At 64.2% G+C, this 26,306-nt stretch carries 21 protein-coding genes; 4 read left to right on the top strand and 17 right to left on the bottom strand.

Annotated elements, in window-relative coordinates:
* Window positions 1–60 precede the first annotated feature (60 nt).
* Entirely contained in the window at window positions 61–417 is a 357-nt protein-coding gene (locus tag ACZK2V_RS09285; RefSeq protein WP_486323157.1) for a hypothetical protein, read from the top strand.
* A gap of 335 nt (window positions 418–752) precedes the next feature.
* Here ACZK2V_RS09285 and ACZK2V_RS09280 read toward each other — a convergent pair whose 3' ends face one another.
* The 10 genes from ACZK2V_RS09280 to moeB all read right to left on the bottom strand — a co-directional run bounded on the left by ACZK2V_RS09280 (window position 753) and on the right by moeB (window position 16,835).
* On the bottom strand, window positions 753–1,814 hold the full coding sequence (locus ACZK2V_RS09280; protein WP_486323156.1) for a hypothetical protein: 1,062 nt from the start codon (window positions 1,812–1,814) through the stop codon (window positions 753–755).
* A gap of 55 nt (window positions 1,815–1,869) precedes the next feature.
* Window positions 1,870–3,057, bottom strand: a complete 1,188-nt coding sequence (locus ACZK2V_RS09275; RefSeq protein ID WP_486323155.1) for a GIY-YIG nuclease family protein — start codon at window positions 3,055–3,057, stop codon at window positions 1,870–1,872.
* On the bottom strand, window positions 3,050–5,104 hold the full coding sequence (locus ACZK2V_RS09270; protein ID WP_486323154.1) for a DEAD/DEAH box helicase: 2,055 nt from the start codon (window positions 5,102–5,104) through the stop codon (window positions 3,050–3,052). The genes ACZK2V_RS09275 and ACZK2V_RS09270 overlap by 8 nt, the downstream gene beginning before the upstream one ends.
* Window positions 5,101–7,881 (bottom strand): class I SAM-dependent DNA methyltransferase, encoded by a 2,781-nt coding sequence (locus ACZK2V_RS09265; protein WP_486323153.1) that lies wholly within the window; start codon window positions 7,879–7,881, stop codon window positions 5,101–5,103. Before ACZK2V_RS09265 ends, ACZK2V_RS09270 begins: the two co-directional genes overlap by 4 nt.
* Window positions 7,882–8,150: 269 nt before the next feature.
* The gene (guaA, locus tag ACZK2V_RS09260; RefSeq protein WP_486323152.1) at window positions 8,151–9,716 is read right to left on the bottom strand and encodes a glutamine-hydrolyzing GMP synthase; all 1,566 of its coding nucleotides are present in this window, start codon (window positions 9,714–9,716) and stop codon (window positions 8,151–8,153) included.
* Entirely contained in the window at window positions 9,713–10,189 is a 477-nt protein-coding gene (locus tag ACZK2V_RS09255) for a hypothetical protein (RefSeq protein WP_195763274.1), read from the bottom strand. The genes guaA and ACZK2V_RS09255 overlap by 4 nt, the downstream gene beginning before the upstream one ends.
* A gap of 107 nt (window positions 10,190–10,296) precedes the next feature.
* On the bottom strand, window positions 10,297–11,754 hold the full coding sequence (gene guaB / locus ACZK2V_RS09250) for an IMP dehydrogenase (protein ID WP_005409308.1): 1,458 nt from the start codon (window positions 11,752–11,754) through the stop codon (window positions 10,297–10,299).
* Between the two features lie 323 nt (window positions 11,755–12,077).
* Window positions 12,078–12,956 (bottom strand): bifunctional methylenetetrahydrofolate dehydrogenase/methenyltetrahydrofolate cyclohydrolase FolD, encoded by an 879-nt coding sequence (folD, locus tag ACZK2V_RS09245; RefSeq protein WP_005409307.1) that lies wholly within the window; start codon window positions 12,954–12,956, stop codon window positions 12,078–12,080.
* Window positions 12,957–13,122: 166 nt separating this feature from the next.
* Window positions 13,123–14,955: a monovalent cation:proton antiporter-2 (CPA2) family protein gene (locus ACZK2V_RS09240; protein WP_486323151.1), complete on the bottom strand. Its 1,833-nt coding sequence runs from the start codon at window positions 14,953–14,955 to the stop codon at window positions 13,123–13,125.
* Between the two features lie 743 nt (window positions 14,956–15,698).
* Window positions 15,699–16,835 (bottom strand): molybdopterin-synthase adenylyltransferase MoeB, encoded by a 1,137-nt coding sequence (gene moeB, locus ACZK2V_RS09235; protein WP_486323150.1) that lies wholly within the window; start codon window positions 16,833–16,835, stop codon window positions 15,699–15,701.
* An 89-nt stretch (window positions 16,836–16,924) separates the two neighbouring features.
* On the opposite strand from moeB, the gene ACZK2V_RS09230 reads away from it, so the two are divergent.
* The 3 genes from ACZK2V_RS09230 (at window position 16,925) to ACZK2V_RS09220 (ending at window position 19,321) form a co-directional block, all read left to right on the top strand.
* On the top strand, window positions 16,925–17,740 hold the full coding sequence (locus ACZK2V_RS09230) for a helix-turn-helix domain-containing protein (protein ID WP_486323149.1): 816 nt from the start codon (window positions 16,925–16,927) through the stop codon (window positions 17,738–17,740).
* A gap of 74 nt (window positions 17,741–17,814) precedes the next feature.
* Window positions 17,815–18,444, top strand: a complete 630-nt coding sequence (locus ACZK2V_RS09225) for a LysE family translocator (protein ID WP_486323148.1) — start codon at window positions 17,815–17,817, stop codon at window positions 18,442–18,444.
* 136 nt (window positions 18,445–18,580) lie between these two features.
* On the top strand, window positions 18,581–19,321 hold the full coding sequence (locus ACZK2V_RS09220) for a lysine transporter LysE (RefSeq protein ID WP_486323147.1): 741 nt from the start codon (window positions 18,581–18,583) through the stop codon (window positions 19,319–19,321).
* 137 nt (window positions 19,322–19,458) lie between these two features.
* On the opposite strand, the gene der is transcribed toward ACZK2V_RS09220, so the two are convergent.
* The 7 genes from der to ndk form a co-directional block, all read right to left on the bottom strand.
* Window positions 19,459–20,856, bottom strand: a complete 1,398-nt coding sequence (gene der / locus ACZK2V_RS09215; protein WP_032130495.1) for a ribosome biogenesis GTPase Der — start codon at window positions 20,854–20,856, stop codon at window positions 19,459–19,461.
* A 17-nt stretch (window positions 20,857–20,873) separates the two neighbouring features.
* Window positions 20,874–22,082: an outer membrane protein assembly factor BamB gene (gene bamB / locus ACZK2V_RS09210; RefSeq protein WP_032130494.1), complete on the bottom strand. Its 1,209-nt coding sequence runs from the start codon at window positions 22,080–22,082 to the stop codon at window positions 20,874–20,876.
* Window positions 22,082–22,720, bottom strand: coding sequence for a YfgM family protein (locus ACZK2V_RS09205; RefSeq protein WP_049399466.1), 639 nt, complete (start codon window positions 22,718–22,720; stop codon window positions 22,082–22,084). The genes bamB and ACZK2V_RS09205 overlap by 1 nt, the downstream gene beginning before the upstream one ends.
* A gap of 65 nt (window positions 22,721–22,785) precedes the next feature.
* The gene (locus ACZK2V_RS09200) at window positions 22,786–23,658 is read right to left on the bottom strand and encodes a RodZ domain-containing protein (protein ID WP_032130492.1); all 873 of its coding nucleotides are present in this window, start codon (window positions 23,656–23,658) and stop codon (window positions 22,786–22,788) included.
* 18 nt (window positions 23,659–23,676) lie between these two features.
* The gene (gene pilW / locus ACZK2V_RS09195; protein WP_032130491.1) at window positions 23,677–24,462 is read right to left on the bottom strand and encodes a type IV pilus biogenesis/stability protein PilW; all 786 of its coding nucleotides are present in this window, start codon (window positions 24,460–24,462) and stop codon (window positions 23,677–23,679) included.
* The gene (gene rlmN, locus ACZK2V_RS09190) at window positions 24,449–25,654 is read right to left on the bottom strand and encodes a dual-specificity RNA methyltransferase RlmN (protein ID WP_005409296.1); all 1,206 of its coding nucleotides are present in this window, start codon (window positions 25,652–25,654) and stop codon (window positions 24,449–24,451) included. Before rlmN ends, pilW begins: the two co-directional genes overlap by 14 nt.
* Window positions 25,655–25,664: 10 nt before the next feature.
* Window positions 25,665–26,090 (bottom strand): nucleoside-diphosphate kinase, encoded by a 426-nt coding sequence (gene ndk / locus ACZK2V_RS09185; protein ID WP_008265389.1) that lies wholly within the window; start codon window positions 26,088–26,090, stop codon window positions 25,665–25,667.
* Window positions 26,091–26,306: the final 216 nt, after the last annotated feature.

Genomic DNA, 26,306 nt, shown 5'->3' with positions numbered 1-26,306 from the left:
CGCACCGTCCGCCACCTCTTCGCGGTGGCGCTGTTAAGCACAGCCACGGAAGCCGACGCCATGAACGAATCCGACACCTTCTCTTCGTACACCGTTGTTGAGCCCATCAACGACGACACTCCCCTGCCCGACCTGAACTCCCTGCTCGGCATCCTCAAGCGCATTCGCGCAGGTGAGGGAGCCGACGGGCTGCCCTGGCCGGAGAACGATGTATCACCCGGCCGCCGCGTAAGCCTGGCGAAGAGCGAACGCGCGATGGTGGGCGCGCTGACGGTGCTGGAGGTGCTGCACGCGGCAGACCGCTGCCGGGTGGCAGCGGACCCGGAGCGGCATTTGGATGAGGGGGTTGTGGATGGGCTGTTTCTGGCTTGCCGCGGGTTGGTTGAGTGGGCCTGTCGGGAAGTTCGGCCAGAGTAAGCAACCCGACGCTAGGCAGACAGCGGAGTTGGCTTTACCACCTGAGCCTTCACCTTTGCGCCAATTCTCACGCCCGGCATCGACCGAGACGCCGGGCCACGTTGCCAACTCGTCATCTGTGAGACCCGCAAGAATCTGTGGCAGGTTCATAGTTCGGTGCGGAAGGGTCGGTAGGTCCACCTGCAGACGGTCGCTCATGAAACAGACGCGGGCTATTTGTCCTGGTGAAGCTTCGTCCTACTCTTTCTCTCTGGCGTTTATTTCAGCCAGCGACCAATGGAAATCAAGCGAGCAGCGGCCTTAACGAAAAAGAAAATGAAGAACACGCAACAAGGCTATCTACCTCGCCCCCGCGGGCGCGCCTGCCATGCCTCCTCGATCAATTCTGGAGTAACAGCTTCTCTAATTACGCGCAGTGCGTTATCAGAATACCTTGGATGTTTCTGAGACCCAAATTCAAACACCATGACGTTGGCTTGATCATCGTCAATACGCAGGAAATCGCGGATAGCCTTTGCCTTACTGATCGTCAACCCCAGCTTTTCGGCCAACGCACTCGGACTCCAGTGGTATTTTTTCTGGAGATCCACGTCACGAATGGCCGCCGCACCTTCTGGATCATCGCCCGACACGAAGCGAACCGCCGGAGCATCTGCAGCTCGAGTGAACCGGACGCGAATCGTCGGCCCATCCCCTTCAATGTTCGTTGCCAGGGTCATCAACCGTGGGAACACCTGCTCCACGGGAGTGTCGTCTTTTATCGCCTCTTCAATTCGATCCAAGTCCCTCTTGGAAACTGCAACTTCTTCACTTACGTGGGCCTCCATCGCCAAGAGCGCAGTGATGCGGCCTCTAGCCTCGTCTCTCGCCCTTCGGCCCGGCGCAAGTAGCTCTCGAATTTGCAAGTACTCCCGATTGACCAGCATTAAGAAATCAGGCAACGGCTGCGTAGACAGAGGCAAAACCCGAACCGGGAGATTATCCGCCAACGTGTCTTGAAAATGCTCGATCAAAATCTCATCCAGCACAGTTATCAACGCCCTCGCGTTGATGTACAAAGCGTCTTCGGGAACAACGATCATCCAGTGTTGGGCTTGATCACGCATTGCGTCGATGACGCGAATGGCTCCGGCTTGTGTGGCACTCATCCACCCTTTGGACTGAGCGATGTTCAAAGCCTTCTCGATCCCGATGGAGGTTCCCTTCTCTTTGTCGAAGACGTCCTGCCCTTTCTGAACCAACAATGCCTTGGCCAACATCTCACTGGCGTGCTGGAGCATAAGCAGGACGCTTTCCGGCCTCCCATCGTCATCGTGGTTATTGAAAGCTTCTAACCCACGCTTCAAAGAGGCTATGGACTTCGCTTTCAGGGTCTTTGCTTCCCTTTTGAGCTTCACGCCCCCTCCAATCTTTGGCCAGCTTCAGATACACGGTGCGGCGAAGCGATTCCATCTACGTCACTTTCACCAGCTTTGCGGCGCTAGGATCGTAAACGTAGCTGGTGATGCTGCCATCCTTGATGCGCGCGACGGCCTCGTCGATCACAAACAGCGGAACGAGAAACCACTCTTCGGGCTGCACGGGGTGGCCAAAGCGGTCGTTGATGGTGATGCTCAATCGCGCGGGCGCGAACAGCCTGTGGAACAGGTTCTCCATCCGGGTGCGATTGATGCCTGCGAGCTTGTAGGTCGCCACCACTTCGACCTTCGCCAGCAGGTACGTGGAGTCGTGTTCGGCGTTGGCAATGCGCGTCTCCACCCTGCCCCCGGTCACTCCCATCTTGTGGATGATGTCGCGGTGTTGCGCGACATAGGGATGATCAGAGAGAGAGCGCAAGACGTAGATGGTGCCGCTTTCGACATCATCAGCCTCAAGCTCACCGCCGAAAGAGAGTTGCCCGCTCTCGGGCGAGGCCAGCCGCCGCGCGCCGGGATCGTTGTAGAAAGCGCGCTGGAGCGAACGCAGCAGCAGATTGCTTTCGGTCCCGTTGGAGAAAATGAGGCGCAGGCGGCGGTCCACCTCCCCGGCGGTGGTTTTCAACGGCTCGCCGAACTCGGCGACGTAGAGAGTAAGGCCATCGAGAACGAAAAAGTCCCCGGCTTCAATCGCACGGCGGCCCGCTTCGATGGGCTGGGACTGGCGAATACCGGTTTTGACTTCCGCTTGCACACGCTCAAACAAGGGCCGGAAGGTCTCGAAGTCCTCACAGGGCTTGCGATCCGCGATCTCCTCGGCGGCGCGCTTTTCGGCGCTGGTACGGACATGGCGCAAGACCGTGATGTCGTCCGCGCGGGCAACATCCCCGAGTTCGGCAGCCAGGTCGTCGACGTCGATAGTTTCGTCCGCCGAAGCGGCAACAGTCGATGCCCCGGCAAGCAAGCCCTGATGGTCTAGCGGCCCAAGCAAGGCGCGGCAATCCGGGAGCGCGCGTAGACGGTCGAGCCGCACGGCATATAGGCGCTCGAATATGTCGCGGTCTTCGCCATGCTGCGGAGCACACCCGTGCTGCTCTGTGAAGCGTTGGATTTCCTCGAAGCCAGCAATGACACGCTCCTCGCTGGCTGGGCGGCCACTTTTCTTCTCAAGCGGAGCAAACTCGACCAGCTCTGCCGCCAGGTCGTCAAGATCGGAGTTACTCATAACGTCCCTCCGCTTTGAAACGCATGAAGGCGGCAGCGCCTTCCGCCATGCGTCGCTCCCAGGCATCCTGGGAATCGAGCGCCGGAATGCGACCGCGCTCCTTCTTGAACTGAACAGCCCGAACGGCCATCTCTTTCGCCTCGTCTGGCGTCAGGCAAGTGCGCTTGGCCGAGATGGCCGCCGCGACCTGCTTCAAGCTGTCCTCGCTCATGGACTTTGCAAGGATGGCGTAGGCTTCCCCAAAGGGGTTGATGCGGTCGACAAGGTCGATATCCAACTCGCGCACGTCCATCGCGAAGCGGCGCACGCCGTCGATCAGGGCAGTGTTGGGCGACCCATCGCTCTCGCCTTCGGTGACAAGCCGCTTGGCCTGCTGCGTGAGGTTGAGGGCGGCGATGGCGTGCTGGCGCACGGCCTCCTGATCTTCAGAATCCAGCTCGGGATACTTGTCCTTGATGATCTTGCCCATGCGAACCTGCGTCAGCTCCTCGGGCACCAGCTCCTCATCGAACAGACCGCGCTCGATGGTGGGCTTGTCCTGCACGAAGGCCGCGATGACTTCGTTCAGGTCTTCCTGGCAGATTCGCGCTGCTTCCTTGCTCTTGGGCTCGGCGAGGCCCTTGATCTCGATCTGGTACGAGCCTGTCTGCTCATTGACACCGACATTACAGCGGTCAGAGTCGTAGCCGCCCTCGCCGTAGTTATAACCCGGCGTCGGGCCACTGTCAGGATTCTTGGGCTTGAACTCGAAGCGCGGAGCGAGAACCTGCTCCATCAACAAGCTTGCCGCGATGGCCTTTAACGTATCGTTGACGGCCTCGGTGACAGCTTCCTCAGCAGCGTCCGGCTCGGCGATCAGGTTGGTGAACCTTGCGCGGGTCTTACCAGGCGCGTCGCGGGTTGCACGACCGATGATCTGAACGATCTCGGTCAGGCTGGCGCGGTAGCCCACGGTTAGGGCGTGTTCGCACCAAATCCAGTCGAAGCCCTCCTTCGCCATGCCCAGCGCGATGATGATGTCCACATGGTTCCGGTTGTTCTTCTGCGCCGGGTCCTTGAGCGCGGCGGATACACGGTCACGCTTGACAGCATCATCATCGACAAGATCGGCGATGCGTAGCACGCGGCCATCGGGGCGCTTGACGAGCTGGAAGCCGGTGGCGGCGTCGATGCCCCGCCACTCACCCAGCGCCTCGATGATGTGTTCCACCTCGCGCATCTTGTCCTTCGTGCTCTCGCGCGAATTGACGTTGGGAATGTGGATGATGGTCTTCTCGCCGGGGTCGATGACGTTGAGGATGTCATCGACATAAGGACCGCTGTAAAAGAAGTAGCCGATATCGAGTTGCTTGAGGTATTCGTAGCCGTTGAGCTGCTCGTAGTACGTGTAGGTGACAGTATCGAATTTCGACTCGTCCTGCGGTGCCAGTACGGCCTCGGCGTCGCCCCGGAAATAGGAACCGGTCATGGCGACGATATGCGTCTTGCCACGCGCGAAGAATTGTCCCAGGTGCAAGCCGAGCTTGTTGTCCGGGTTGGCTGAAACGTGGTGGAACTCATCGACCGCGATCAGTCGGTCATCGAACGCCTCCACGCCGTAGGCATCGACCGCGAAGCGGAAGGTCGCATGGGTGCAGACCAGCACCTTGTCGTCGCCTTCAAGGAATGCGCCCAGCGACTTGACCTTCCCGCCGTTGTCGTTGCCTGGCGCGTTGCACAGGTTCCACTTGGGTTGGACCTGCCAGTCGGACCAGAAGCCGTACTTCGACAGCGGTTCGTCATTGAAGCTGGCACCGATGGACTTCTCCGGCACGACGATGATGGACTGCTTCAAGCCTTGATTCTTGAGCTTGTCGAGTGCCACGAACATCAGCGCACGGCTCTTGCCCGACGCGGGCGGCGACTTGATGAGCAGGTATTGCTCGCCCCGCTTCTCGTATGCCCTCTCCTGCATGGGCCGCATCCCAAGCGCATTGGCCTTGGTCGATGCGCCGTTCCGGGCGTAGGTGACGGAAACGGACGGTACGGACTTGATCATGTCGCTCATGCGTTGGCTCCCGCTTTGCGCTTCTTGCCCGGTGCAGCCGAAGCGGTCATCTTGGTATAGAGGTCAAACAGCTTTTCCAGCCGCTCGGTGTCGTTCTTGAAGCGACGACCGATGTAGATGCGCTCCAGCACTTCGTCGTTGCGATCATGGGCGGCGCGCAGGTCGACGGGCATTTTCTTGGGGTCGTACAAGTCCGCGATGGTCGCGGGAAAATGACGCTCGCGCGCCAATAGGATGTCCTCCGCGCAGCGGGTGAGGTCAGCCTTCATTTTTTCAGTGAGTGTGGGAACCGGGAAGGTATTCCAGCCGAGGGTGTTGGAGTAGCGAAAGTCCGTTTTCATTTTTCCGCAGACGGTGGCGATCCAGACCAAGTGCAGGCGGCTGGCGATAAGCGCTAGATTCCAGAGAGGCGAATCGTAGAGGGCAAATGCGAGATCAGTGATAATGGAACCCGGTGGCAACAGACCAACGGGTAGGAACTCGCGAGATTCCGACGAAACCTTTGGAACAATGGTTACAATCTCGCTACCAGTCTGCTTTACTTCCTCAAAGCGATGCGGCCAAGCCGCGCCTCTCTTTGTCGCTTGCTTCGGACTTTTATTGCGAGCCTCAACTACGCGACCTAATCGAGCAGCAATCTCTGGCAATGCCTTAGCGCGTGAGCAATCCGCGTCTCCTATCCAAAGACAATGGCGCACCTCACCACGGATATACTCGCTTGCGCCATAGACTTTTCTAATAAAATCGGCAGCTTGCGGCTGACGACCAATAAGTTCATGCTTTTCATCCGCACTCAAGAAGAGATTACCGCCCTCTACGGGTTTTCCACCCGCATCCATTGTGCCGCGAGCATCAAGCGGATCGCTCATCTTATCGACGATGACATCCGGCCCAGATACGAGATAAGCATTGATATAATCAGCTTCTCTCACCATAGCCGAACCATCCTCGGCCAGCGAGAAAATCTTCCCATTTTTACCCGGCTGTGCGGATATGCCGACGACAGCTACCGTTACTCCCGCGTTGTGCGCAGCGAGGTTGGTCCACTTGAAACTAGTATGTGCGAAAACAATGTGGCTACCCGTTTGAAAAATGGCGGGCCACAGAATTGGAACTTGCTGACCTTGACAAATAGAATTGGTAGAAACGAAGGCCGCAGTCGTAGGCGTATGTGTACCGTAGTCCGCAGCTTTCATGAACCAGCCCGCCACATAGTCCAGCGACTTCCAATTCTTTGCCCGCTTGCCGAAGATGGCCTGCAGTTCTGCTTTCTGCTGATCACTCTGCCAAGTGGAACCAAGATACGGAGGATTCCCACAGATATACGTCTCTCCGCCCTCGTTCTGGAAGTCAATCTCAGCTTGATCGAGCGGCGTCGCAAACAGGTTGTCCGCTTGAAGCTTCACGCCCGTCCCGGTTGGAGGACAGACGCTCAACCAATCAAGCTGTAGCGCATTGCCGCAGGTAATCCAATTTTCGTTTCGCAAGGGCAAGAACTCGGCCAGCGCCAGCTTGTGTCCGCGATAGAGCACGTCGCACTGGTACTCAGCGATGACCAACGCGAGGCGCGCAATTTCCGCTGGGAAGTCGCGCAACTCGATGCCGCGGAAATTTGTCAGCGGGATTTCCGAGGCGCGATCTGGCTCACCGCGCCGCACATTGATCTCTGCCTCGATGGCGCGCATTTCCTTGTAGGCGATAACCAGGAAATTTCCTGAGCCACAGGCTGGGTCGAAGACCCTGATCCTGGCGATGCGCTTGCGCAGATTGAGCAGACTGCGCGGGTTGTCGCCCGCATCAATCAGCTTTGCCCGTAGGTCCTCGAGGAAGAGCGGGCTTAGCACCTTAAGAATGTTGGGCACGCTGGTGTAGTGCATGCCCAGTTCGCCACGCTCCTCATCGTCGGCAACCGCCTGGATCATCGAGCCGAATATATCGGGGTTGATTTTTGTCCAATCCAACCCGCCGACGTGCAATAGAAAGGACCGGGCGATCTTGCTGAAACTTGGCACGTCGTCGCTGCCGGAAAACAGACGCCCGTTGACATAGGGGAAATTCTCGGCCCAGCGAGGAATCCTTACGTCGGCCCGTTCCTCGCGCTTGGTGCTCATCGTTCTGAATAGCGTGGCGATGACCTTGTGCGTGTTGGAAGAGTCCCTAGCACTCATCTGCGCGACGGTATCGGTGAAGCGGCCCTTGCCGACAAAGATGCCGGTGTCCTCGGCAAAGAAGCAGAAGATCAGCCGCGCCATGAGCTTGTTCATGTCGTGGCGGCGCTCCGCAGTGCCCCATTCAGGGTTGTCTTTCAGCAGCTCGACGTACAGACGGTTCAGGCGGCTGGTGGCCCGGATATCGAACGCGTTTTCGCTGATCTGGCGGACGGTGCTGATCCCCGCCAGGGGCAGAAAGAAGCCGAAGTGATCAGGGAAGTCCTTGAAGGCGCAGGCGACGGTCTCGCCGCTGGTCAGGTCTTCGGCCTCGAAGTCCGCGCCGTCCGTGGCGAGGATGAATTTCGCCTTGGCCTTGGCAGTCGCCGGGCTGGCCTTGAGAGCGACCAGCGTCTGCGCCACCCGCCCAGCGTCGCAGGTCAGAATGTGAATGTTGCTGGTCTGCAAGACACCGCCGAGGTCGGACTTGTTCGACGCCCCCGCGCGCAGGCGCTTGATGGTCGTCGCCTTGTTGCCGAAGGCTTCAAGGAACAAATAGGGAAACTCTGCGGGGTCAAAGGGCCGCTCCGCGAGATCTGTAATGGCCTGTTCGATTTCTACTGCGTTCATGGGCGTGCAGCCTTCCCTCTCGGCTTGGCCGCCAGGTTGCTGTCATTCTTTGGAGCGCTCATGTCTTGTCCTGCGTTTTCTGGGCTGTCGGCAACTTCTCATGACATAGAAGCATCCAATTCCATTCATCATGCCATGAAGAAACGGCACTTAGCGATGCCAATTGTTGGCCGGCGGTGCGCCGAGCGCAATTGTAAAAAAAGCCCGCAATGGCGCGGGCTTAGGTGAACCTTCACGCCACTAGTAAACAGTCAGCGCCAAATGTTCTATTACTCCCACTCAATCGTAGCCGGCGGCTTCCCCGAGATGTCATAAACAACCCGCGACACCCCCCGCAACTCATTGATGATCCGGTTGCTCACCGTCCCCAGGAACTCATACGGCAGATGCGCCCAATGCGCGGTCATGAAGTCGATCGTCTCAACCGCACGCAGCGCAATCACCCACTCATAAGCGCGCGCATCACCCACCACGCCCACCGACTTCACCGGCAGGAACACGGCAAACGCCTGGCTGGTCTTGTCGTATAGGTCGGCCTTGCGCAGCTCATCAATGAAGATGGCATCGGCCTTGGCCAGCAGCTCGGCGTATTCGCGCTTCACTTCACCCAGGATACGCACGCCCAGGCCCGGGCCCGGGAACGGATGGCGGTAGACCATGGTGCGCGGCAGGCCCAGCTCAACGCCCAGGCGGCGCACTTCGTCCTTGAACAGCTCGCGCAGCGGCTCCACCAGGCCCAGCTTCATGTGCTCCGGCAGGCCGCCCACGTTGTGGTGGCTCTTGATCACATGCGCCTTGCCGGTCTTGCTGCCGGCCGACTCGATCACGTCCGGGTAGATGGTGCCCTGCGCCAGCCACTTGGCGTTCTTCAGCTTGTTCGACTCTTCGTCGAAGATCTCAACGAACAGGTTGCCGATGATCTTGCGCTTGGCTTCCGGGTCGCTCACGCCTTCCAGCGCGCTGAAGTAGCGGTCGGCGGCATTTACGCGCACGACCTTCACGCCCATGTGTTCGGCAAACATCGCCATCACCTGGTCGCCTTCCTGCCAGCGCAGCAGGCCGGTGTCCACGAACACGCAGGTCAGCTTCTCGCCGATGGCCTTGTGCAGCAGCGCAGCCACGACGGACGAATCGACGCCGCCGGACAGGCCCAGGATCACTTCGTCATCGCCCACTTGATCTCTTACGCGGGCGATCTGGTCGTCGATGATGTTGGCGGCGGTCCACAGGGTCTGGCAACCGCACACATCCACCACGAAGCGGCGCAGCAGCGCCTGGCCCTGCAGGGTGTGGGTCACTTCCGGGTGGAACTGCACGCCGTACCAGCGCTTTTCTTCGTTGGCCATGGCGGCCACCGGAATGCGGTCGGTGGTGGCGGTGATGGTGAAGCCCGGCGGTGCAATGGAGACGTGGTCGCCGTGGCTCATCCAGACATTCAGCTTCGGCTCGCCGCCGTGGTCGCTCAGGCCCTTGAACAGTGCATCGGGGTTGATGACGTTCACTTCGGCGTGGCCGAATTCGCGCTGGTCAGCGGCTTCGGTGGCACCACCCAGCTGCGCGGCCAGGGTCTGCATGCCGTAGCAGATGCCGAAGATCGGCAGGCCGCTGTCGAACACTTCCTGCGGCGCGGCCGGGGCGCCCGGCAGCGTGGTCGATTCCGGGCCACCGGACAGGATGATGCCCTTGGCGCCGAAGCCGGCGATCTCGGCCGGGTTGTGGTCCCACGCCCAGATTTCGCAGTAGACGCCCAGCTCGCGGATGCGGCGGGCGATCAGCTGCGTGTACTGCGCGCCGAAATCGAGGATGAGGATCTTGTCGTTATGGATGTTGGTCATGGTGCCGTTCCAGTGGTGTTTTTCGCAGCGCCCGGCGCTTCAAGGCTCTGCGTCAGCGTGGCGATGAACGCCTCGCGTTGTTGAATATGTGAGGTGTCTTCCTCGTCCCAGCGCAGCATCAGCAGGCCGTGCGGTGCGTTGGGGTTGGAGCGGTCGGCGCGCGGCAGCTCGGCGATTTCCTGCACTTCGGTGCCGGGCACGATGCGCCGTTGCAGCGCCGCCATCGAGACGCCCGAATCCGCAGCGCCCCAGGACGCCCAGCGCACGCTCATCCGTGCGGGCTCCAGCGCGCCCAGTACCGGCGTCAGCACCGGATCATCCGGCCCGTGCAGCAGCTCGGTAATGCATTGCAGCGTGACCTGCAGCGGGCGCTCGCCAGTACCTTTCAGCAGCCAGCGCTGCTCGCCAGCGGCCTGCACCTGCCAGCCCTTCGGCAGCGAGAACGCGTTCTGGCACGCCTGCACGTCCTGCAATTGCGAAACCGCCGCGCCCGGAGACCCGGAGCGCGGCGGCGGTTCGGACAACGAACAGCCTGCCATCAGCAGGCTGCCCGTAATCGCAAGAGCAGTTCGCAAGCGCATCAGGCGCGGTAGTTCGGCGGCTCTTTGGTGATGGTCACGTCGTGGACGTGGCTCTCACGCTGGCCGGCGCCGCTGATCTTCACGAACTTGGGCTTGCTGCGCATGTCTTCGATGGTGGCGCAGCCCACGTAGCCCATGGTGGCGCGCAGGCCGCCCATCAGCTGGTGGATGATGCCGCCCACCGGGCCGCGGTACGGCACGCGGCCTTCGATGCCTTCCGGCACCAGCTTGTCGGCGGTGGCGGCGTCCTGGAAGTAGCGGTCCTTCGACCCCTTCTCCATGGCAGCCAGCGAACCCATGCCGCGGTAGCTCTTGTACGAACGGCCCTGGTACAGCTCGGTCTCGCCCGGCGATTCCTCGGTACCGGCCAGCAGGCCGCCGACCATGATGGTCGAGGCACCGGCGGCCAGCGCCTTGCCGATGTCGCCCGAGTAGCGGATGCCACCGTCGGCGATCAGCGGGATGCGGTCCTGCAGCGCTTCGGCCACCAGGTCGATGGCGGTAACCTGCGGCACGCCGACACCGGCAACGACGCGGGTGGTGCAGATCGAGCCCGGGCCGATGCCGACCTTGACTGCGTCCGCGCCGCTGTCCAGCAGCGCCAGTGCGGCTTCGCCGGTGCAGATGTTGCCACCGATGACCTGCACGTTCGGGAAGTTCTTCTTGACCCAGCTGACGCGGTCCAGCACGCCCTGCGAGTGGCCGTGCGCGGTATCGACCACGATCACGTCCACGCCGGCGGCGACCAGCGCTTCCACGCGGCGATCGGTATCGCCCCCCACGCCGACGGCAGCGCCGACCAGCAGGCGGGTCGACAGATCCTTGGCAGCGTTGGGGAAGTCGGTGTTCTTCTGGATGTCCTTGACGGTGATCAGGCCACGCAGTTCGAACGAATCATTGACCACCAGCACCTTTTCGATGCGGTTGCGGTGCAGCAGCTGCAGCACTTCGTCAGACGCGGCGCCTTCCTTGACCGTGATCAGGCGATCCTTCTTGGTCATGATGTGGCGGACCGGATCGTCCAGCTCGGTCTCGAAGCGCATGTCGCGGTGGGTCACGATGCCGGCCAGCAGGCCGTCGCTGCCCACCACCGGCACGCCGGAGATGTTGTGCGCCTGGGTCAGCGCCAGCACGTCGCGGATGGTGGTTTCCGGGCCGACGGTGATCGGGTCGCGGATGACGCCGGCCTCGAACTTCTTGACCTTGGCCACTTCCGCGGCCTGCTGTTCCAGGCTGAGATTCTTGTGGATGATGCCCATGCCGCCGAGCTGGGCCATGGCGATGGCCAGGCGGGCTTCGGTGACGGTGTCCATGGCTGCGGACAGGATCGGAAGCTTCAGCTTCAGGTCGCGAGTCAACCGCGTTTCGAGGTTGACGTCCTTGGGCAGGATGGTCGAGTGGGCGGGGACGAGCGAGACGTCGTCGTAAGTGAGTGCTTCAGCCTGGATGCGCAGCATCGGCATACCCGAGATGTGGGGAAGCGCGACATTTTACCCTGTTTCTGGAGCCAAGAACAGCATTTTTGGTGGCCAGAACTGGAACTCCGCGCGACACAGTGTCGCACCCGCTCACCTGTAGAGCCGAGCCCATGCTCGGCTGCTCTCCGGCCGGACCGCGATAAGCCGAGCATGGGCTCGGCTCTACAGGAGGCCCGGGGCGTCGCGCGGGCGGTGATCCATTCAGGGGCCGCACCAAAGCAGGTAGTGCCGGCCGCTGGCCGGCAACCTCATGAACCTTCGGACGGCTTACCGGGTTGCCGGCCAGCAGCCGGCACTACCATTCAGCTCAGCGCTTCCGCCGCTTCCAGGGTGTTCTGCATCAACGTGGCCACGGTCATCGGGCCCACGCCACCCGGCACCGGGGTGATCCAGCTCGCCCGCTGGGCTGCCGCCTCAAACCCAACATCGCCCACCAGGCGGCCGTCATCCAACCGGTTGATACCCACGTCGATCACCACCGCGCCCGGCTTCACCCATTCGCCCGGCACGATGCCCGGGCGGCCCACCGCCACCACCAGAATGTCGGCGTTGCGCACGGCCTGTTCCAGCACGTCCTTGGGGGTGAACTTGTGGCAGCTGGTCACGGTGCAGCCGGCAATCAGCAGCTCCAGGCCCATCGGGCGGCCAACGTGGTTGCTCACACCCACGATGGTGGCGTTGCGGCCGCGCACCGGCTGGTCGGTGTGGCCCAGCAGCGTGGTGATGCCACGCGGGGTGCACGGGCGCAGGCCGAACTCGCGCAGGGCCAAGTGACCGACGTTTTCCGGGTGGAAACCGTCCACGTCCTTGCGCGGGTCGATGCGCTGGATCAGCCGGCGCGCGTCGGGGATGCCCGGCAGCGGCAGCTGGATCAGGATGCCGTTGATCTTCGGATCGGCGTTGAGCTGGTCGATCAGGTCGAGCAGCTCGGCTTCGGTGGTACCGGCCGGCAGATCGTAGTCATGCGCTTCGATGCCGACCTTCTCGGCGGCACGGCGCTTGTTGCGCACGTACACGGTCGAGGCCGGGTCGCCACCGACCAGCACCACGGCCAGGCCCGGGCGGCTGCCGCCAGCGGCCACGCGGGCGTCGACGCGCACCTTCAGGCTGTCGAGCAGGTCCTCGGCGATACGGCGGCCATCAAGGATGCGGGCAGGAAGCTGGGAGGCGGAATCGGTCATCGGGAGCGGGCGTGGGGCGGCGGGGACGCTATTGTCCCCGATTCAGGCCCCCTCGCCCACCGCCACGCGTCGACACCGCGCACCGGTAGTGCCGGCCGCTGGCCGGCAACCTCATGACGTCGGAACGTTCCCGTATCTGCCGGCCAGCGGCCGGCACTACCGGGGGCTACTCTTCCTCTTCCGGCACATCCTGCGGGTTCAGCGTCTTGCTCTCCCGCTTCGGTGCGGTAAACGGCGTCGGCGTCGGTACGCCCTGCGGGCTGTTGCCGTAGATCATCCGGGCGCCGGCATTCAATCCACCGCCGGCAATCTCAAGCTCGAAGCGCTCGGCATCGCGGCGACGGATCTGCTCGGCAATCTCGATCGCGTCGTCCTCATCCGCCCCCAGCTCCACCAGCGCAGCCTGACCAAACAACACGGCCGATTCAAACGTCTCGCGAATCTGGAAATCGACACCGGCATGGATCAGCCGCAGCGAATGCTCGCGGTCGAACGAGCGCACCATCAACTTGGCCTGCGGGAATTCATGCGCCACCAGTTCCACGATGCGGTCGGCGGCCTCGGCCTTGTCCACGCACACCGCAATCGCACGCGCGGTGGCCGCGCCTGAGGCATGCAGCACGTCAAGACGCGTGCCATCGCCGTAGTAGATCTTGAAACCGAAGCGCGCGGCGCTCTGGATCATCTCCACATCGTTGTCGATGATGGTCACGTCCACGTCGCGCGCCAGCAGCGACTGGCTCGCGACCTGGCCGAAGCGGCCGAAGCCGATCAGCAGCACGCTGCCGGACAGGCCGTCGGCCTCGTCCACACCGTCCATGTTCACCGTCGGCTTCGGTGCGATGCGCTTGTAGACCAGTACCACCAGCGGGGTCAGCGCCATCGACAGCACCACCACGGCGGTGAAGTTGGCATTGATCTCCAGGTCGATCACGCCGGCCGACGCAGCGGCGGAGAACAACACGAAGGCGAACTCGCCACCCTGCGCCATCAGCACGCCACGGTCCAGCGCCTGCGCGTGGTCGCTGCCCATGATGCGCGCCACCACGTAGATGCACAGCGCCTTGGCTGCCATCAGCGCCAGCACCAGGCCGAGGATCAGCTGCCAGTTACCGGCCACCACGCCCAGGTCCAGCGCCATGCCGACGCTGAGGAAGAACAGGCCGAGCAGGATGCCGCGGAACGGTTCGATGTCCGCCTCGATCTGGTGACGGAAGGTCGACTCGCTCAACAGCACGCCGGCCAGGAACGCGCCCATCGCCATCGACAGGCCGGACAGCTGCATCAGCAGCGCCGCACCCAGCACCACCAGCAGCGCGGCGGCAGTCATCACCTCGCGCGCCTTCGACTCGGCCAGCACGCGGAACAGCGGGTTGAGCAGGAAGCGGCCGACCAGCACCAGGCCGACGATGGCGCCGACACCGATCGCCACCGACAGCCAGCGCGAACCTTCGCCATCGGCACTGCCCGCACTCGGACCCATCCACGCCACCAGCGCCAGCAGCGGCACAATCAGCAGGTCTTCAAACAGCAGGATGGAGACGATCTTCTGCCCCGACGGCAGCGCGATGTCACCGCGCTCGGCCAGCAGCTGCATCACCACCGCGGTGGAGGTCAGCACGAAGCCGGTGGCACCGATGAAGGCCACCTGCCATGGCAGGCCGAACAGCTTGGCGATGCTGGTCAGCACCACCGCACAGGTAACGATCTGCAGCGTGCCCAGCCCGAAGATTTCCTTGCGCAGGCTCCACAGGTGCGAGGGCCGCATCTCCAGGCCGATCACGAACAGGAACATCACCACGCCGAGCTCGGCGGTATGCAGGATCGCCTGCGGATCTGAGAACCAGCCCAGCCCGAACGGTCCGATCGCCAGGCCAGCGGCGAAGTAGCCCAGCACCGAGCCCAGGCCGGCCCGGCGGAACAGGGGCACCATCACCACCGCCGCGCCCAACAGGGCCACGACCTTGACCAGCTCGCTGGTCGCTGCTTCTACCGCCATGCGGTGTTTTCCCCAAGATCCAGAATCGGCTTCAACAATAGAGCAATGCCGATGACGGCAATAGCACGCATGTTGCGCCGGATTGTCTTGGAGGTGGAACGATGCCGGGAGCGACCCCCAGCATCATCCCGAAACCATGCATGCGCGTCGATGGGTGCCAACCATGCATGCGCATCGGCGGGCGCCAACCATGCACCCGCTTCGGTAGGTGCCAACCTTGGTTGGCACAAGAGCGCCGACCAAGGTCGGCATCTACCAATCCACTCCCCGGCCAGCCTCACCCGCCCCGGCAAAACGCGGCGTAATCGATATACCCCGGGAACGGCACGCCCGGCGCGCACACCGGGCAATGCGGGTCCGGCCGGATGCGGGATCCTGAAACCATGCGCCGCTTCGGTAGCTGACAACCATGCGCCCGCTTCGGTAGGCGCCAACCATGCACCCGCTTCGGTAGGTGCCAACCTTGGTTGGCACGAGAGCGCCGACCAAGGTCGGCATCTACCAAGGCATTCCCCGGCCAGCCTCACCCACCCCGGCAAAACGCGGCGTAATCGATATACCCCGGGAACGGCACGCCCGGCGCGCACACCGGGCAATGCGGGTCCGGCTGGATGCGGGATTCCGAAACCATGCATGCGCATCGGCGGGCGCCAACCCTGCACCCGCTTCGGTAGGTGCCAACCTTGGTTGGCACAAGAGCGCCGACCAAGGTCGGCATCTACCAAGGCATTCCCCGGCCGGGTTCACCCGCCCCGGCAAAACGCGGCGTAATCGATATACCCCGGGAACGGCACGCCCGGCGCACACACCGGGCAATGCGGGTCCGGCCGGATGCCGGTCTCGCGGAAGCGCATGCCCAGCGCATCAAAGCGCAGCAGCCGCCCCACCAGCGGCTCGCCGATGCCCAGCAACAGCTTCAGCACCTCGGTGGCCTGCAGCACACCGGCCAATCCCGGCAGCACACCCAGCACACCGGCCTCGGAACAGTTCGGCGCGAACTCCGGCGGCGGCGGCTCCGGGAACAGACAGCGGTAGCACGGCGCCACGCCACGCTGGCGGCCAGCGTCAAACACGCTTACCTGGCCATCAAAGCGCTCGATGGCGGCATACACCAGCGGCTTGGCGTGCTTGATGCAGGCGTCGTTGAGCAGGTAACGCAGCGGGAAGTTGTCCGACCCGTCCAGCACCACATCCACGCTGTCCAGCAGCGCATCCACATTCTCGGACGTGACCCGCTCCGGCACCGCCTCGACCTCGATCGACGGGTTCAGCGCCAGCAATCGCTCGCGCGCGGAATCGACCTTGAGCTGGCCGACGCTGGCTTCGGTATGCACGATCTGCCGGTGCAGGTTGCTGCGCTCCACGCGGTCATGGTCGGCGAAGCGCAGGTGCCCTACCCCCGCGGCGGCCAGATAGAAGCCAGCCGGCGCGCCCAGGCCACCGGCACCCAGCACCAGCACCCGCGACTGCTGTAGCCGGCGCTGGCCGGCCTCACCCACCTGGGGCAGCAGCAGGTGGCGCGAATAGCGGTCGTAGAAATCGCGGTCGGCGGCGCTGGCCAGCGGCTGCACCAGCGGCAGCGATTGCTCGCGCCAGGCCACGGTGCCGCCCGTCACGGAAGCGACGTGGGTGTAGCCGGCCTCCTGCAGAAACTGCGCGGCATCTGCCGAGCGCTTGCCGCTCTGGCAGATCAGCAGGATCTCCTGGTCGTGCCGCGGCAGATGCGCGGCCGGGTCGGCCTGCAGCTCGCCCTTGGACACGCCGCGCGCGCCCTCGGCCATCCCGCCGGCCCGTTCGTGCGCTTCGCGCACATCGATCAGCACCGCGCCGTGGGCCAGGCGCTCGCGTGCCTGCGCGGGGGAAAGCTCTTGGATGCTCATGGCCGCATTATCGCGCAGACACCCTCGACGCGCCTTGCCCCGAACATGGCACCATGCGGGCGTTGCTCCCTGCATCCCGGAACCGCTGCATGCGCTCTGCCACCGAATTCTGGCGTGACCCGCGCATGCCCTTCGTCGAAAGCCGACGGGCGTGCGACAGCCGCGCCTGCCATCGCCCGCACAGCCATGACACTTTCTCGATCGGCGCCGTGGACGCTGGCAACAGCGTGTTCACCGGCGCGGCGGAAGGACCGCGCCTGCTGCAACCCGGCAATCTGGTCGGCGTACCCGCAGGCCGCGTGCATGCCTGCAACCCCCTGCCCGGCCAGGTCTGGAGCTACCAGATGCTGCACCTGGATGCGCGCTGGATGGCCGAAGTCCGCGCCGAGTATGACGGCCTGCCCGGACCCGACTGGCAGCAGGAACCCATCCGGATTTCCCACCATCGCCCGCGCTACCAGCAGTACTGCCAGCTCAACGAGACGCTGTTCTCCGACGATCCGGTCAGCGTCAAGGAAGCGGCCCTGATCGCGTTCGTCGGCGATCTGGATGAACACGATGGGGTAGCCGTCGCCGGTCCGCCTGAAGACGCCGCACTACAGCAGCGGGTGCAGCCGGTGATGGACGCTCTGCGCCAGCGGCTCGAACACACTCCGGCCCTGCAGGAGCTCGCATCGCTGGCAGGCATGAGCCGCTACCAGCTTATCCGCGCCTTCCGACGTGCCACGGGCCTGACCCCACACGCCTGGCAGATCGACCAGCGCATCCAGGAGGCTCGCCGACGGTTGTGCGAAGGCCAGGCACTGGCCGTGGTCGCGCATGCACTGGGCTTTGCCGACCAGAGTCATTTCCAGCGGGTCTTCAAGGCCCACGCCGGTGCGACCCCGGGCCAGTACCGGCGCTGAGCCTGCAATAACGTTCAATACCATCGCGCGGCACATCCCCAGACTGGCGCCCCAGCCAGCCGCCGCCGGACCCGATGGAACAGTTCCTGATCATCGCCACCGTTCATTTTTTCGCCCTGCTCTCACCCGGTCCCGATTTCTTCCTCGTTGCACGCACCGCGATCACCTCTGGCTGGCGCACCGCCAGTGGCGCCTGCGCAGGCATCGCCGTTGGCAACGGCGTCTTCATCGTGGCCGCTTTCACCGGAATTGCCATGCTGCGCGCAGGCAGCGCAGGGTTCATTGCGGTGCAGTTGGCGGGCTGCGGCTTCCTGCTGTACCTCGGCACGCTGTTCCTGCGCCATGCGGGCTCGACGACGCTGCAGGCACCTGCCGCGGAATCGCGCGCGGGCGATACGCACGGGTGGTGGAAGGCGGCAGGACTGGGCGCCCTGTCTGCGCTGCTGAACCCGAAGAATGCGCTGTTCTATGCAACGTTGGCGGCAATGCTCAACGGCCCGCAGGCCAACGCCGCAACGAAATTCTTCTATGGCGCGTGGATGTTCGGCATCGTCCTGCTTTGGGATCTGCTGGTCGCCGCGCTGGTCGGCCACCCGTGGGTACTGCGTCGGTTCGCACGCACCCTGCCCTGGCTGGAGCGGGCCGCAGGGCTTCTGATGATCGCACTGGCGCTATGGATCGTCGTGTCGCTGTGGGCCGGCTGATGCCGGCGATTCGCGCCTGTCGCAATGGCGTTCAATACCGCGCGTTCACACCCGCCCACACTCTGCACTTTCTATAGGTCAGTGGCAGGTTTACGTGCAGCAGTTCTTCATCGTCGCGGTGCTGTACGGATTCGCCATGCTCCTGCCTGCTTCGCATCACGCGAAGATCCTGCGCACCGCGATGGGCGCGGGCGGGCACGCCGCCATGGCCGCGTCGTTCGGTATCGCCATCGGTACGGGCGTCATCTGTGCGACGGCTTTCGTTGCAGCGGGCATGCTGGGAAACCGCGGCCTGTGGACGCTGGCGATGCAGTGCGCGGGCTGCCTCCTGCTGCTGCGCCTGGCGGGCATGTGCCTGCGCGACGCCGGCTTGACCCCGTTCTCTCCGCTTTCCCTGCAGATGCCCTTGGGCCTGCGCGCCCGCTCCCGTTGGCCGCACGCCGAGGCTGGATGCCTGTTGGCGCTCGCCAGCACCAGCAACTGGATGCTGCAGTTCGCGTTGGCTGCCCTGCTTACCGGCCTCGTTGCCGACACTGGCACCAAGGCCGCTTACGTGGCCGGCCTGAGCGGCGTCGCGCTGTCGCTCGGCCTGCTGATGGCATGGCTCGGCAGCCATCTGCGCTGGGCACGGAGGTATTGCCGACTCCTTCCGTGGCTGGAGCATGCCGCAGGCCTGGTGACCGGGGCGGTGTCGGTGGCGTACCTGGCAGGTGCACTGGGTACGACCCTGGTCTGGGCAAGCATCACGGGGCAGGTGCAGCTGCCGGAATCGATCCCCGCCACAAGCGAGGTGCAACCGGCTTCAACATCGCGGCGCGGCCGAGGCATCCCATGCGCGTTGCCGCATTGCCGCGCTCGTCGCAGCAATCCGCCCTGATCGAGATCTGTAGATACACGGTAGTGCCGGCCGCTGGCCGGCAACCTCGTGAACACGCCAGGCATCGTCGGGTTGCCGGCCAGCGGCCGGCACTACCACAAACGAAAAAGGCGGCCCTGCGGCCGCCTTTCTCTACATCACTTGCCCTTGACGTGCTTCATCAAGCGCCGCTTGGCCTTGACCTGCCGCTCGGTGAGGACGTTCTTCTTGCCCTCGTACGGGTTGGCACCCTCGCGGAAGATGAAGCTCACCGGGGTGCCGATCAGCTTGAAGCGCTTGCGGAAGAAGTTCTCCAGGTAGCGCTTGTACGATTCCTGCAGTTCCTTCAGGCGCGTGCCGTGCACGATGAAGGTCGGCGGGTTTGCCCCGGCCGGGTGCACGTAACGCAGCTTGGAGACGTGGCCGCGGATGGTCGGCGGCGGATTGGTCTCGTACGCCACTTCCAGCGCCTTGTTCACTTCGCTGGTGGTGAAGGTCTTGTTCGCCGATTCGTGCGCGCGGTGCACCGCACGGAACAGCTCACGCAGGCCTGAGCCATGCTTGGCCGAGATGCGCACCGACTCGGCCCACGGCACGAAGCCCAGCTTCAGCGACAGCATGGTTTCCGCCTGCTCGCGCTGGTACTCGGTCAGGCCATCCCACTTGTTGATGGCGATCACCAGCGCACGGCCGGCGTCGAGCACGGCACCGAGCACGGTGGCGTCCTGGTCGGTCACGCCTTCGGTGGCGTCCAGCATCAGCACGGCCACCTGGCACTGCTCGATCGACTGCATGGTCTTGACCACCGAGAACTTCTCGACGACCTCGTCCACGCGCGAACGACGGCGCAGCCCGGCGGTATCGATCAGGCGGTATTCACGGCCGTCACGCTCCAGGTCCACGGCGATCGAGTCGCGGGTGGTGCCCGGCACGTCGGAGGCGATCATGCGCTCCTCGCCGAGGATGCGGTTGACCAGGGTCGACTTGCCCACGTTCGGGCGGCCGACGAAGGCGATGCGGATGCGGTTCGGATCGTTGTCCAGCTCTTCGCCGCTGCCTTCTTCCGGCAGGCGCTGGACCACTTCGTCCAGCAGGTCGTCCAGACCCTGGCGATGCGCGGCCGACACGGTCAGCATCTCGCCGAAGCCGTAGCGGGCGAACTCCGAACGCACGGTGTCCTCGTCGGTGCCGTCGATCTTGTTGATCAGCAGCAGCGTCGGGCGCGACAGCTTGCGCAGCCAGGCCAGGATCTCGTCGTCCATCGCCGACGTTCCCTCACGGGCATCGACCACGAACAGGATCAGGTCGGCTTCCGCCGCAGCGGCACGGGCCTGGCGGGTGGTAGCCCCTGCCAGACCCTCTTCCTCTTCCGCGATACCGCCGGTGTCGACGACGAGGAAATGATTGTCCTCGTCCAGACGGCAGACACCGTAGTTGCGGTCGCGGGTGACGCCGGGCTGGTCATGGACCAGCGCGTCACGGGTGCGCGTAAGCGCATTGAAAATAGTCGACTTGCCGACATTCGGCCGTCCAACCAGGGCGACCAAAGGCAGCATCGCGATTACTCCAATTTTTAATTTGCCAACCGGAAGGCGGTCAGCTTGCCATCAACGTTCTGCACCAGCAGCACCCCGTCTACGACGATTGGCTGGGCCAGCAGGGCGTCACCGCCGCTCTTTGCCCGTGCCGCCATCGCACCATCGGAGGTCTGCAGCCAGTGCACGTATCCCTTGTAGTCGCCGACCACGACGTAGTCGCCGTGCAGTGCCGGGCCGGTCAGCGAGCGACGGGCCAGTGCGGTCTGCGACCACATCGCCGCGCCGCTGGCCTTGTCCAGGCCGAACACGCCGCCCTTGTTGTCGGTGACGAACACATTGCCAGACGAGACCGCCACGCCACCGGCACCGCCATGGTCGCGCGCCCACAGCGGGCGACCGGTCGGGCCTTCAATGGCCATCGTCTGGTTCTTGAAGCTGCTCACGAACAGGGTGTTGCCATCCAGCACCGGCGCACCGTCGACATCGGCCATGCGCTCCAGCTCGGTACGGCCTTCACCGTTGCCCACATTCTGTTCCCACAGGGTGCGGCCATCCTGCTGGGCCAAGGCGGCAACCGCGCCCTCGTCCTTGCCGATGAACAGCACGCCCGGGCCGGTCACCACCGGCGCGTTGCCACGCACGGTCAGCGCCGGCAGCTCGCTCGGGTTGAACCACTTCTGGGTGCCGTTGCCGGCATCGAACGCGGTGATGCGGCCGTCATTGCTGCGCACGTAGACCGCGCCCTGGGCGATGGCCGGCGCGGCGATGACTTCACCCGGAACACGGGCGCGCCACTTCTCGCTGCCGTCGTTGATGTCTAGGGCGATGACCTGGCCATCGAGCGTGCCGATCACGACCAGGTTCTCACCGACCCCCGGGCCGCCGGACAGGCGCAGCTTGGCCTTCTTCTTTTCCTTCTTCGGCTCCCAGGTCCAGACCTTCTTGCCGGTCTGCAGGTCGATGGCGTGCACGCCACCGGTGAGTGCCGCAGCGAACACGTGGCCGTTGGCCACGGCCGGGCCCTGGCGCACGCCGATGCGGCGCTCGCCCTTGCCGAGGTTGACCGACCAGGCCTTGTTGACCTTCACGGTCGGCTCGAACTTGACCAGCTCAGCCGGTTCCTGTGCCTTCTTCGCGGCCGCGTCCTTGCCGGCGAACCAGCCCTTCACGGTGCTGCAGCCGGTCAGGGCCATGCCCATCAGGAGCACGGTGGCGACGCGGGTGATCATGACCTTCTGACTCATCAAACCGACTCCGCAGGGGCGGCAACGGTGCCGCCGGCGTCCATAACCTTGGTTTCCAGCAGGCGCCGCTGCGGCGCTGCCACGTCCAGCGACTTCAGCGCTTTCTCGTACTGTGCACGGGCGTCGTCACGCTTGCCCTGCGCCATCAGCGCGTCGCCATGGATTTCCAGGCTGCTGCTGTCGGTGGCGCTGCCCAGCAGCTTGATCGCCTCGTCACTCTTGCCGGTGGCCACCAGCAGGCGGGCCACACGCTGGTCGACCACGCGCTGCAGGTCACCTTCGACCTTCACGCCGCGCAGGGTGGCCAGGGCTTCTTCGTTCTTGCCGGCGTCGACCTGGGCCTTGGCCAGCTGCAGCGCCGCGAGGTCGCCGTAGATGCTGGACGGGCCGGCTTCGAGCGCCTTGACCGCCTTGGAGGCGTCGTCGAGCTTGTTCTGCTGCAGGCCAACGAGCGCCTTCTGGTACTCGACATTGGCCGAGGCCAGCTTGCCGCCCTGATCCTTCTGGTACCACTGCCAACCGGCAATGGCACCGATGGCGATCACTACGCCACCGAGGATGCTGGCGCCATTCTTCCGCAGCCAGCTGCGGACGCGTTCACTTTGTTCGTGCTCGTCGAGCAGATCGTCGATCGCCATGCGTACTCTCGCCCCGCCCATCGGGAGGGACCATTGGGATTAATCGAAGGTGGTGAAACCGCGCCTCAGTGCGAAACCGGGACTACGGAGCCTTCAGAGGATACCTGAAAGCGTGCCACGTTGGCTCGCTGGTAGGGGGTCAGATCGACGATAGCGCCGTTCTGCTGAACCTGGACCGCCGAGGCGTTGCCCAGGGTCACCCGGGTCACCTGACCCGGCGTGAAGCTGCGGCTCTCGCCGGACTTGATCAGCGCCTTCTCGACGGTAGCGCCGTCCGGGCCGCCGATATCGACCCAGCTGTCGCCGCTGAACTGCATGTCCAGCGTGTTGGCGGCAGCCGCTGGTGCCGGGGCTGAACGCGGCACCGGGGCCAGCGAGGCTACGTACGGGGTGGCGGCCGGTTTGCTGGCCGGGGCGCTCGCCACGTCAGCCACGGCGGCCGGCTCGACGCCGGCGGCAGACGGGGTCACCGGCACAGCGGCCGGGATCGCGTCCAGCGAAGCGGTGTTCGGCGACGGCGTCGCACTGCCATCAAAATGACCACGGGTGGCGAACCACACCGGCACCGCCAGCACCGCGGTGATACCGACATACAGCACGCGACGGCCGAGATTCTCGGCAATGCGGCGCGCACGCGGGGTGTGGGTATGGCTGACCAGGGTGGGTGGAACCACCGGGCCGACCTGGGCCTGCTCCAGCAGCTGGCTCACATCCACGTCCAGCAGGCGCGCGTAGCTGCGCAGCTGGCCGCGCACGAACACCGGCGCCCCCAGCTTCTGCCATTGTTCCTCTTCCAGCGACTTGACCACCTGGACCGGCATGCGCAGGCGCGAGCCGACATCTTCGAGGGTCAGTCCGGCCGCCTCGCGGGCCTGGCGCAGGCGGCTGCCGCAGCCGGCCGCAGTCTCGAGAGCGCTCACAGTCTGGTCATCAATCACAATGCATCAACCCTGGAGTTAGGAGCCCGCTTCCTGCGGAAATTCCTGTCGAATGCGCTGAAGATAGCGGTCAGATGCCGCCCGATCACCCAGCCGCGCTTCGATTTGAGACGCAAGTTGTAACACGGAACGCGTTGCGGGTGCAGCCGCAATCCTACGTTCGGCGAAGGCCCGGGCCTCCATGAAGCGGCCCTGGCGGAAGCTGAGCTGGGCCATCGCCTCCAGCGCGACCGGGTTTCCCGGCAGCGTTGCCAGCGCCGCACGCAGGTCGCGCTCGGCACGTTCGAACTGGCCGGCGTCCAGCGCACAGCCCCCGGCATTGGCCTGGGACTCGGCCGGCGTGGCGTAGCCCGGCGCCTGCAGCGCACGATCGAACCAGACCAGCGACTCGGCCGGCCGGCCCTGCTGGCACAGCCACGCGCCGTAATTGTTGAGGATGTCCCCGCGCTGCGGCGCCTGCTCGGCAGCCCTGCGGAAGCTCTCGCCAGCCTGCTGGGTCCGGCCACGGCGCTCGTCGATGCCGGCCAGCAGCACCAGCGCATCGGGCGACTCGGGGGCCAGCTTCAGCGCCTCGCGCGCCTTGCGTTCGGCCGCATCGAGGTTACCTACCTGCATGTCGCGGGCGGCCAGGGCCAGCAGGTCCTGCAGGCGCACCTGGCGCCGCACGCTGTCCGGATCACGGACCGAGTAGACCGGCGCCTCGCTGGGGCCCAGCTTGGCCTTGGGATGGGATTTGCAGCCGCCGACCGCAACGGCCAGCATGCCTGCGAACAGAACCAGCCAGAGGCGGTCAGGCCGCGGCATCGCTCCCCTTCCCCGCCTGCAGCGTCTTGTTGAACTCCGCCTGGCGGCGGGTGCGGTCCATCACCTGGCCCTTGAGCTGGCCACAGGCGGCGTCGATGTCGTCGCCACGGGTGCGGCGGACCATGGTCAGCACGTTGCTGTCGAGTAGAATCTTCTGGAAGGCACGGATGTGCGCTTCTTCCGAACGCTCGTAGCGGGTACCCGGGAACGGGTTGAACGGAATCAGGTTGACCTTGCCCGAATCCTTGGCCTGCACCGCGTTGTCGAACTGGCGCATCAGGCGGGCCAGCTCGCGGGCATGCTCGGGCTTGTCGTTGATGCCCTTCATCAGGGTGTATTCGAAGGTGACCGATTCGCGGCGCTTGTTGGCGCGCAGGTAGCGTGCGCACGAGGCCATCAGCTCGGCGATCGGATACTTCTTGTTGAGCGGCACCAGGGTCTCGCGCAGCGCGTCGTTCGGCGCATGCAGCGACACCGCCAGCGACACGTCGCTTTCGGCAGACAGGCGGTCGATCTGCGGCACCAGGCCGGAGGTCGACAGGGTCACGCGCTTGTTGGCCAGGCCGTAGCCCAGGTCGTCGCGCATCACACTCATGGCGCGCACGACGTTGTCGAAATTCATCAGCGGCTCGCCCATGCCCATCATCACCACGTTGGTGAGGCGGCGCATCTGGTGCGGCACGTTGCCCAGGTGGCGTGCGGCAACCCACACCTGGCCGATGATCTCGGCGGTGGTCAGGTTGCGGTTGAAGCCCTGGGTGGCGGTGGAGCAGAACGTGCAGTTCAGGCCGCAACCGACCTGCGAGGACACGCACAGCGTGCCGCGGGTCTTGTCCGGGATGTACACGGTCTCGATGGCGTTCTTGCCATCCACGCCCATCGCCAGCAGCCACTTGTGGGTGCCGTCGGCGGAGGGCTTGTCGAACACGATGTTCGGAACCAGCACCTCGGCATGGGCCTGCAGCTTGGCGCGCAGGACCTTGCCGAGGTCGGTCATTTCATCGAAGTCGGTGACGTAGCGATGGTGGATCCACTTCATCACCTGATGGGCACGGAACTTCTTCTCGCCGAGAACCTCGACGAAGAACTTCTCCAGGCCCGCGCGATCGAGGTCGAGCAGGTTCTGCTTGCCAGCCGTGGGTGCCGACTTCGGCAGCGGCTGGATGGCGGGGGACTGTACGACCTCGTTCACGGCATTACTCTCAGCGCGAAACGACTTCGGTGGCGGCGAAGAAGTAGGCGATTTCAATCGCGGCATTCTCGACCGAGTCCGAGCCGTGGGCGGCGTTGGCATCGATGGATTCGGCGAAGTCGGCGCGGATGGTGCCCGCAGCGGCTTCCTTCGGGTTGGTGGCGCCCAGCAGGTCGCGGTGGGCCAGGACGGCGTTCTCGCCTTCCAGGGCCTGGATCATCACCGGGCCGGAGATCATGAACTCGACCAGCGCGTTGAAGAACGGACGCTCGCGGTGCACGGCGTAGAAGCCTTCGGCTTCACGGCGCGACAGCTGCTTGTACTTGGCGGCCACGACCTTCAGGCCGGCCTTCTCGAAGCGGGCGTAGATTTCGCCGATGACGTTCTTGGCAACGGCGTCCGGCTTGATGATCGAAAGGGTGCGCTCCAGCGCCATGGGATGTCTCCAATGGAATCGGGCCGCTGATGGCCCGAAGGGTAACATGAAAAAAACCCGCGTCGGGACGCGGGCTTAGCCTGATAAACGTAGGCGAATTGTAAAAGATAAAGCGGCAGGGTGGTAGTGCCGGCCGCTGGCCGGCAGGCTGGCGCCCCACGGGCTGCCTGCGGTTGCCGGCCAGCGGCCGGCACTACCCTTTGCGCCCATTCACCC

It is taken from the genome of Stenotrophomonas sp. 93052_Sma (assembly GCF_056481145.1).
Note: the sequence above shows the minus strand (reverse complement) of the source record. Positions and strands in the feature narration are given on the sequence as shown.

Bases quoted from the DNA above. Each gene is read 5' to 3' on its own strand.
- ACZK2V_RS09285 (WP_486323157.1), top strand. From the start codon at position 61: ATGAACGAATCCGACACCTTCTCTTCGTACACCGTTGTTGAGCCCATC.
- ACZK2V_RS09275 (WP_486323155.1), bottom strand. From the start codon at position 3,057: ATGAGTAACTCCGATCTTGACGACCTGGCGGCAGAGCTGGTCGAGTTT.
- ACZK2V_RS09270 (WP_486323154.1), bottom strand. From the start codon at position 5,104: ATGAGCGACATGATCAAGTCCGTACCGTCCGTTTCCGTCACCTACGCC.
- ACZK2V_RS09265 (WP_486323153.1), bottom strand. From the start codon at position 7,881: ATGAACGCAGTAGAAATCGAACAGGCCATTACAGATCTCGCGGAGCGG.
- guaA (WP_486323152.1), bottom strand. From the start codon at position 9,716: ATGACCAACATCCATAACGACAAGATCCTCATCCTCGATTTCGGCGCG.
- guaB (WP_005409308.1), bottom strand. From the start codon at position 11,754: ATGCTGCGCATCCAGGCTGAAGCACTCACTTACGACGACGTCTCGCTC.
- folD (WP_005409307.1), bottom strand. From the start codon at position 12,956: ATGACCGATTCCGCCTCCCAGCTTCCTGCCCGCATCCTTGATGGCCGC.
- ACZK2V_RS09240 (WP_486323151.1), bottom strand. From the start codon at position 14,955: ATGGCGGTAGAAGCAGCGACCAGCGAGCTGGTCAAGGTCGTGGCCCTG.
- moeB (WP_486323150.1), bottom strand. From the start codon at position 16,835: ATGAGCATCCAAGAGCTTTCCCCCGCGCAGGCACGCGAGCGCCTGGCC.
- ACZK2V_RS09230 (WP_486323149.1), top strand. From the start codon at position 16,925: ATGCGCTCTGCCACCGAATTCTGGCGTGACCCGCGCATGCCCTTCGTC.
- ACZK2V_RS09225 (WP_486323148.1), top strand. From the start codon at position 17,815: ATGGAACAGTTCCTGATCATCGCCACCGTTCATTTTTTCGCCCTGCTC.
- ACZK2V_RS09220 (WP_486323147.1), top strand. From the start codon at position 18,581: ATGCTCCTGCCTGCTTCGCATCACGCGAAGATCCTGCGCACCGCGATG.
- der (WP_032130495.1), bottom strand. From the start codon at position 20,856: ATGCTGCCTTTGGTCGCCCTGGTTGGACGGCCGAATGTCGGCAAGTCG.
- bamB (WP_032130494.1), bottom strand. From the start codon at position 22,082: ATGAGTCAGAAGGTCATGATCACCCGCGTCGCCACCGTGCTCCTGATG.
- ACZK2V_RS09205 (WP_049399466.1), bottom strand. From the start codon at position 22,720: ATGGCGATCGACGATCTGCTCGACGAGCACGAACAAAGTGAACGCGTC.
- pilW (WP_032130491.1), bottom strand. From the start codon at position 24,462: ATGCCGCGGCCTGACCGCCTCTGGCTGGTTCTGTTCGCAGGCATGCTG.
- ndk (WP_008265389.1), bottom strand. From the start codon at position 26,090: ATGGCGCTGGAGCGCACCCTTTCGATCATCAAGCCGGACGCCGTTGCC.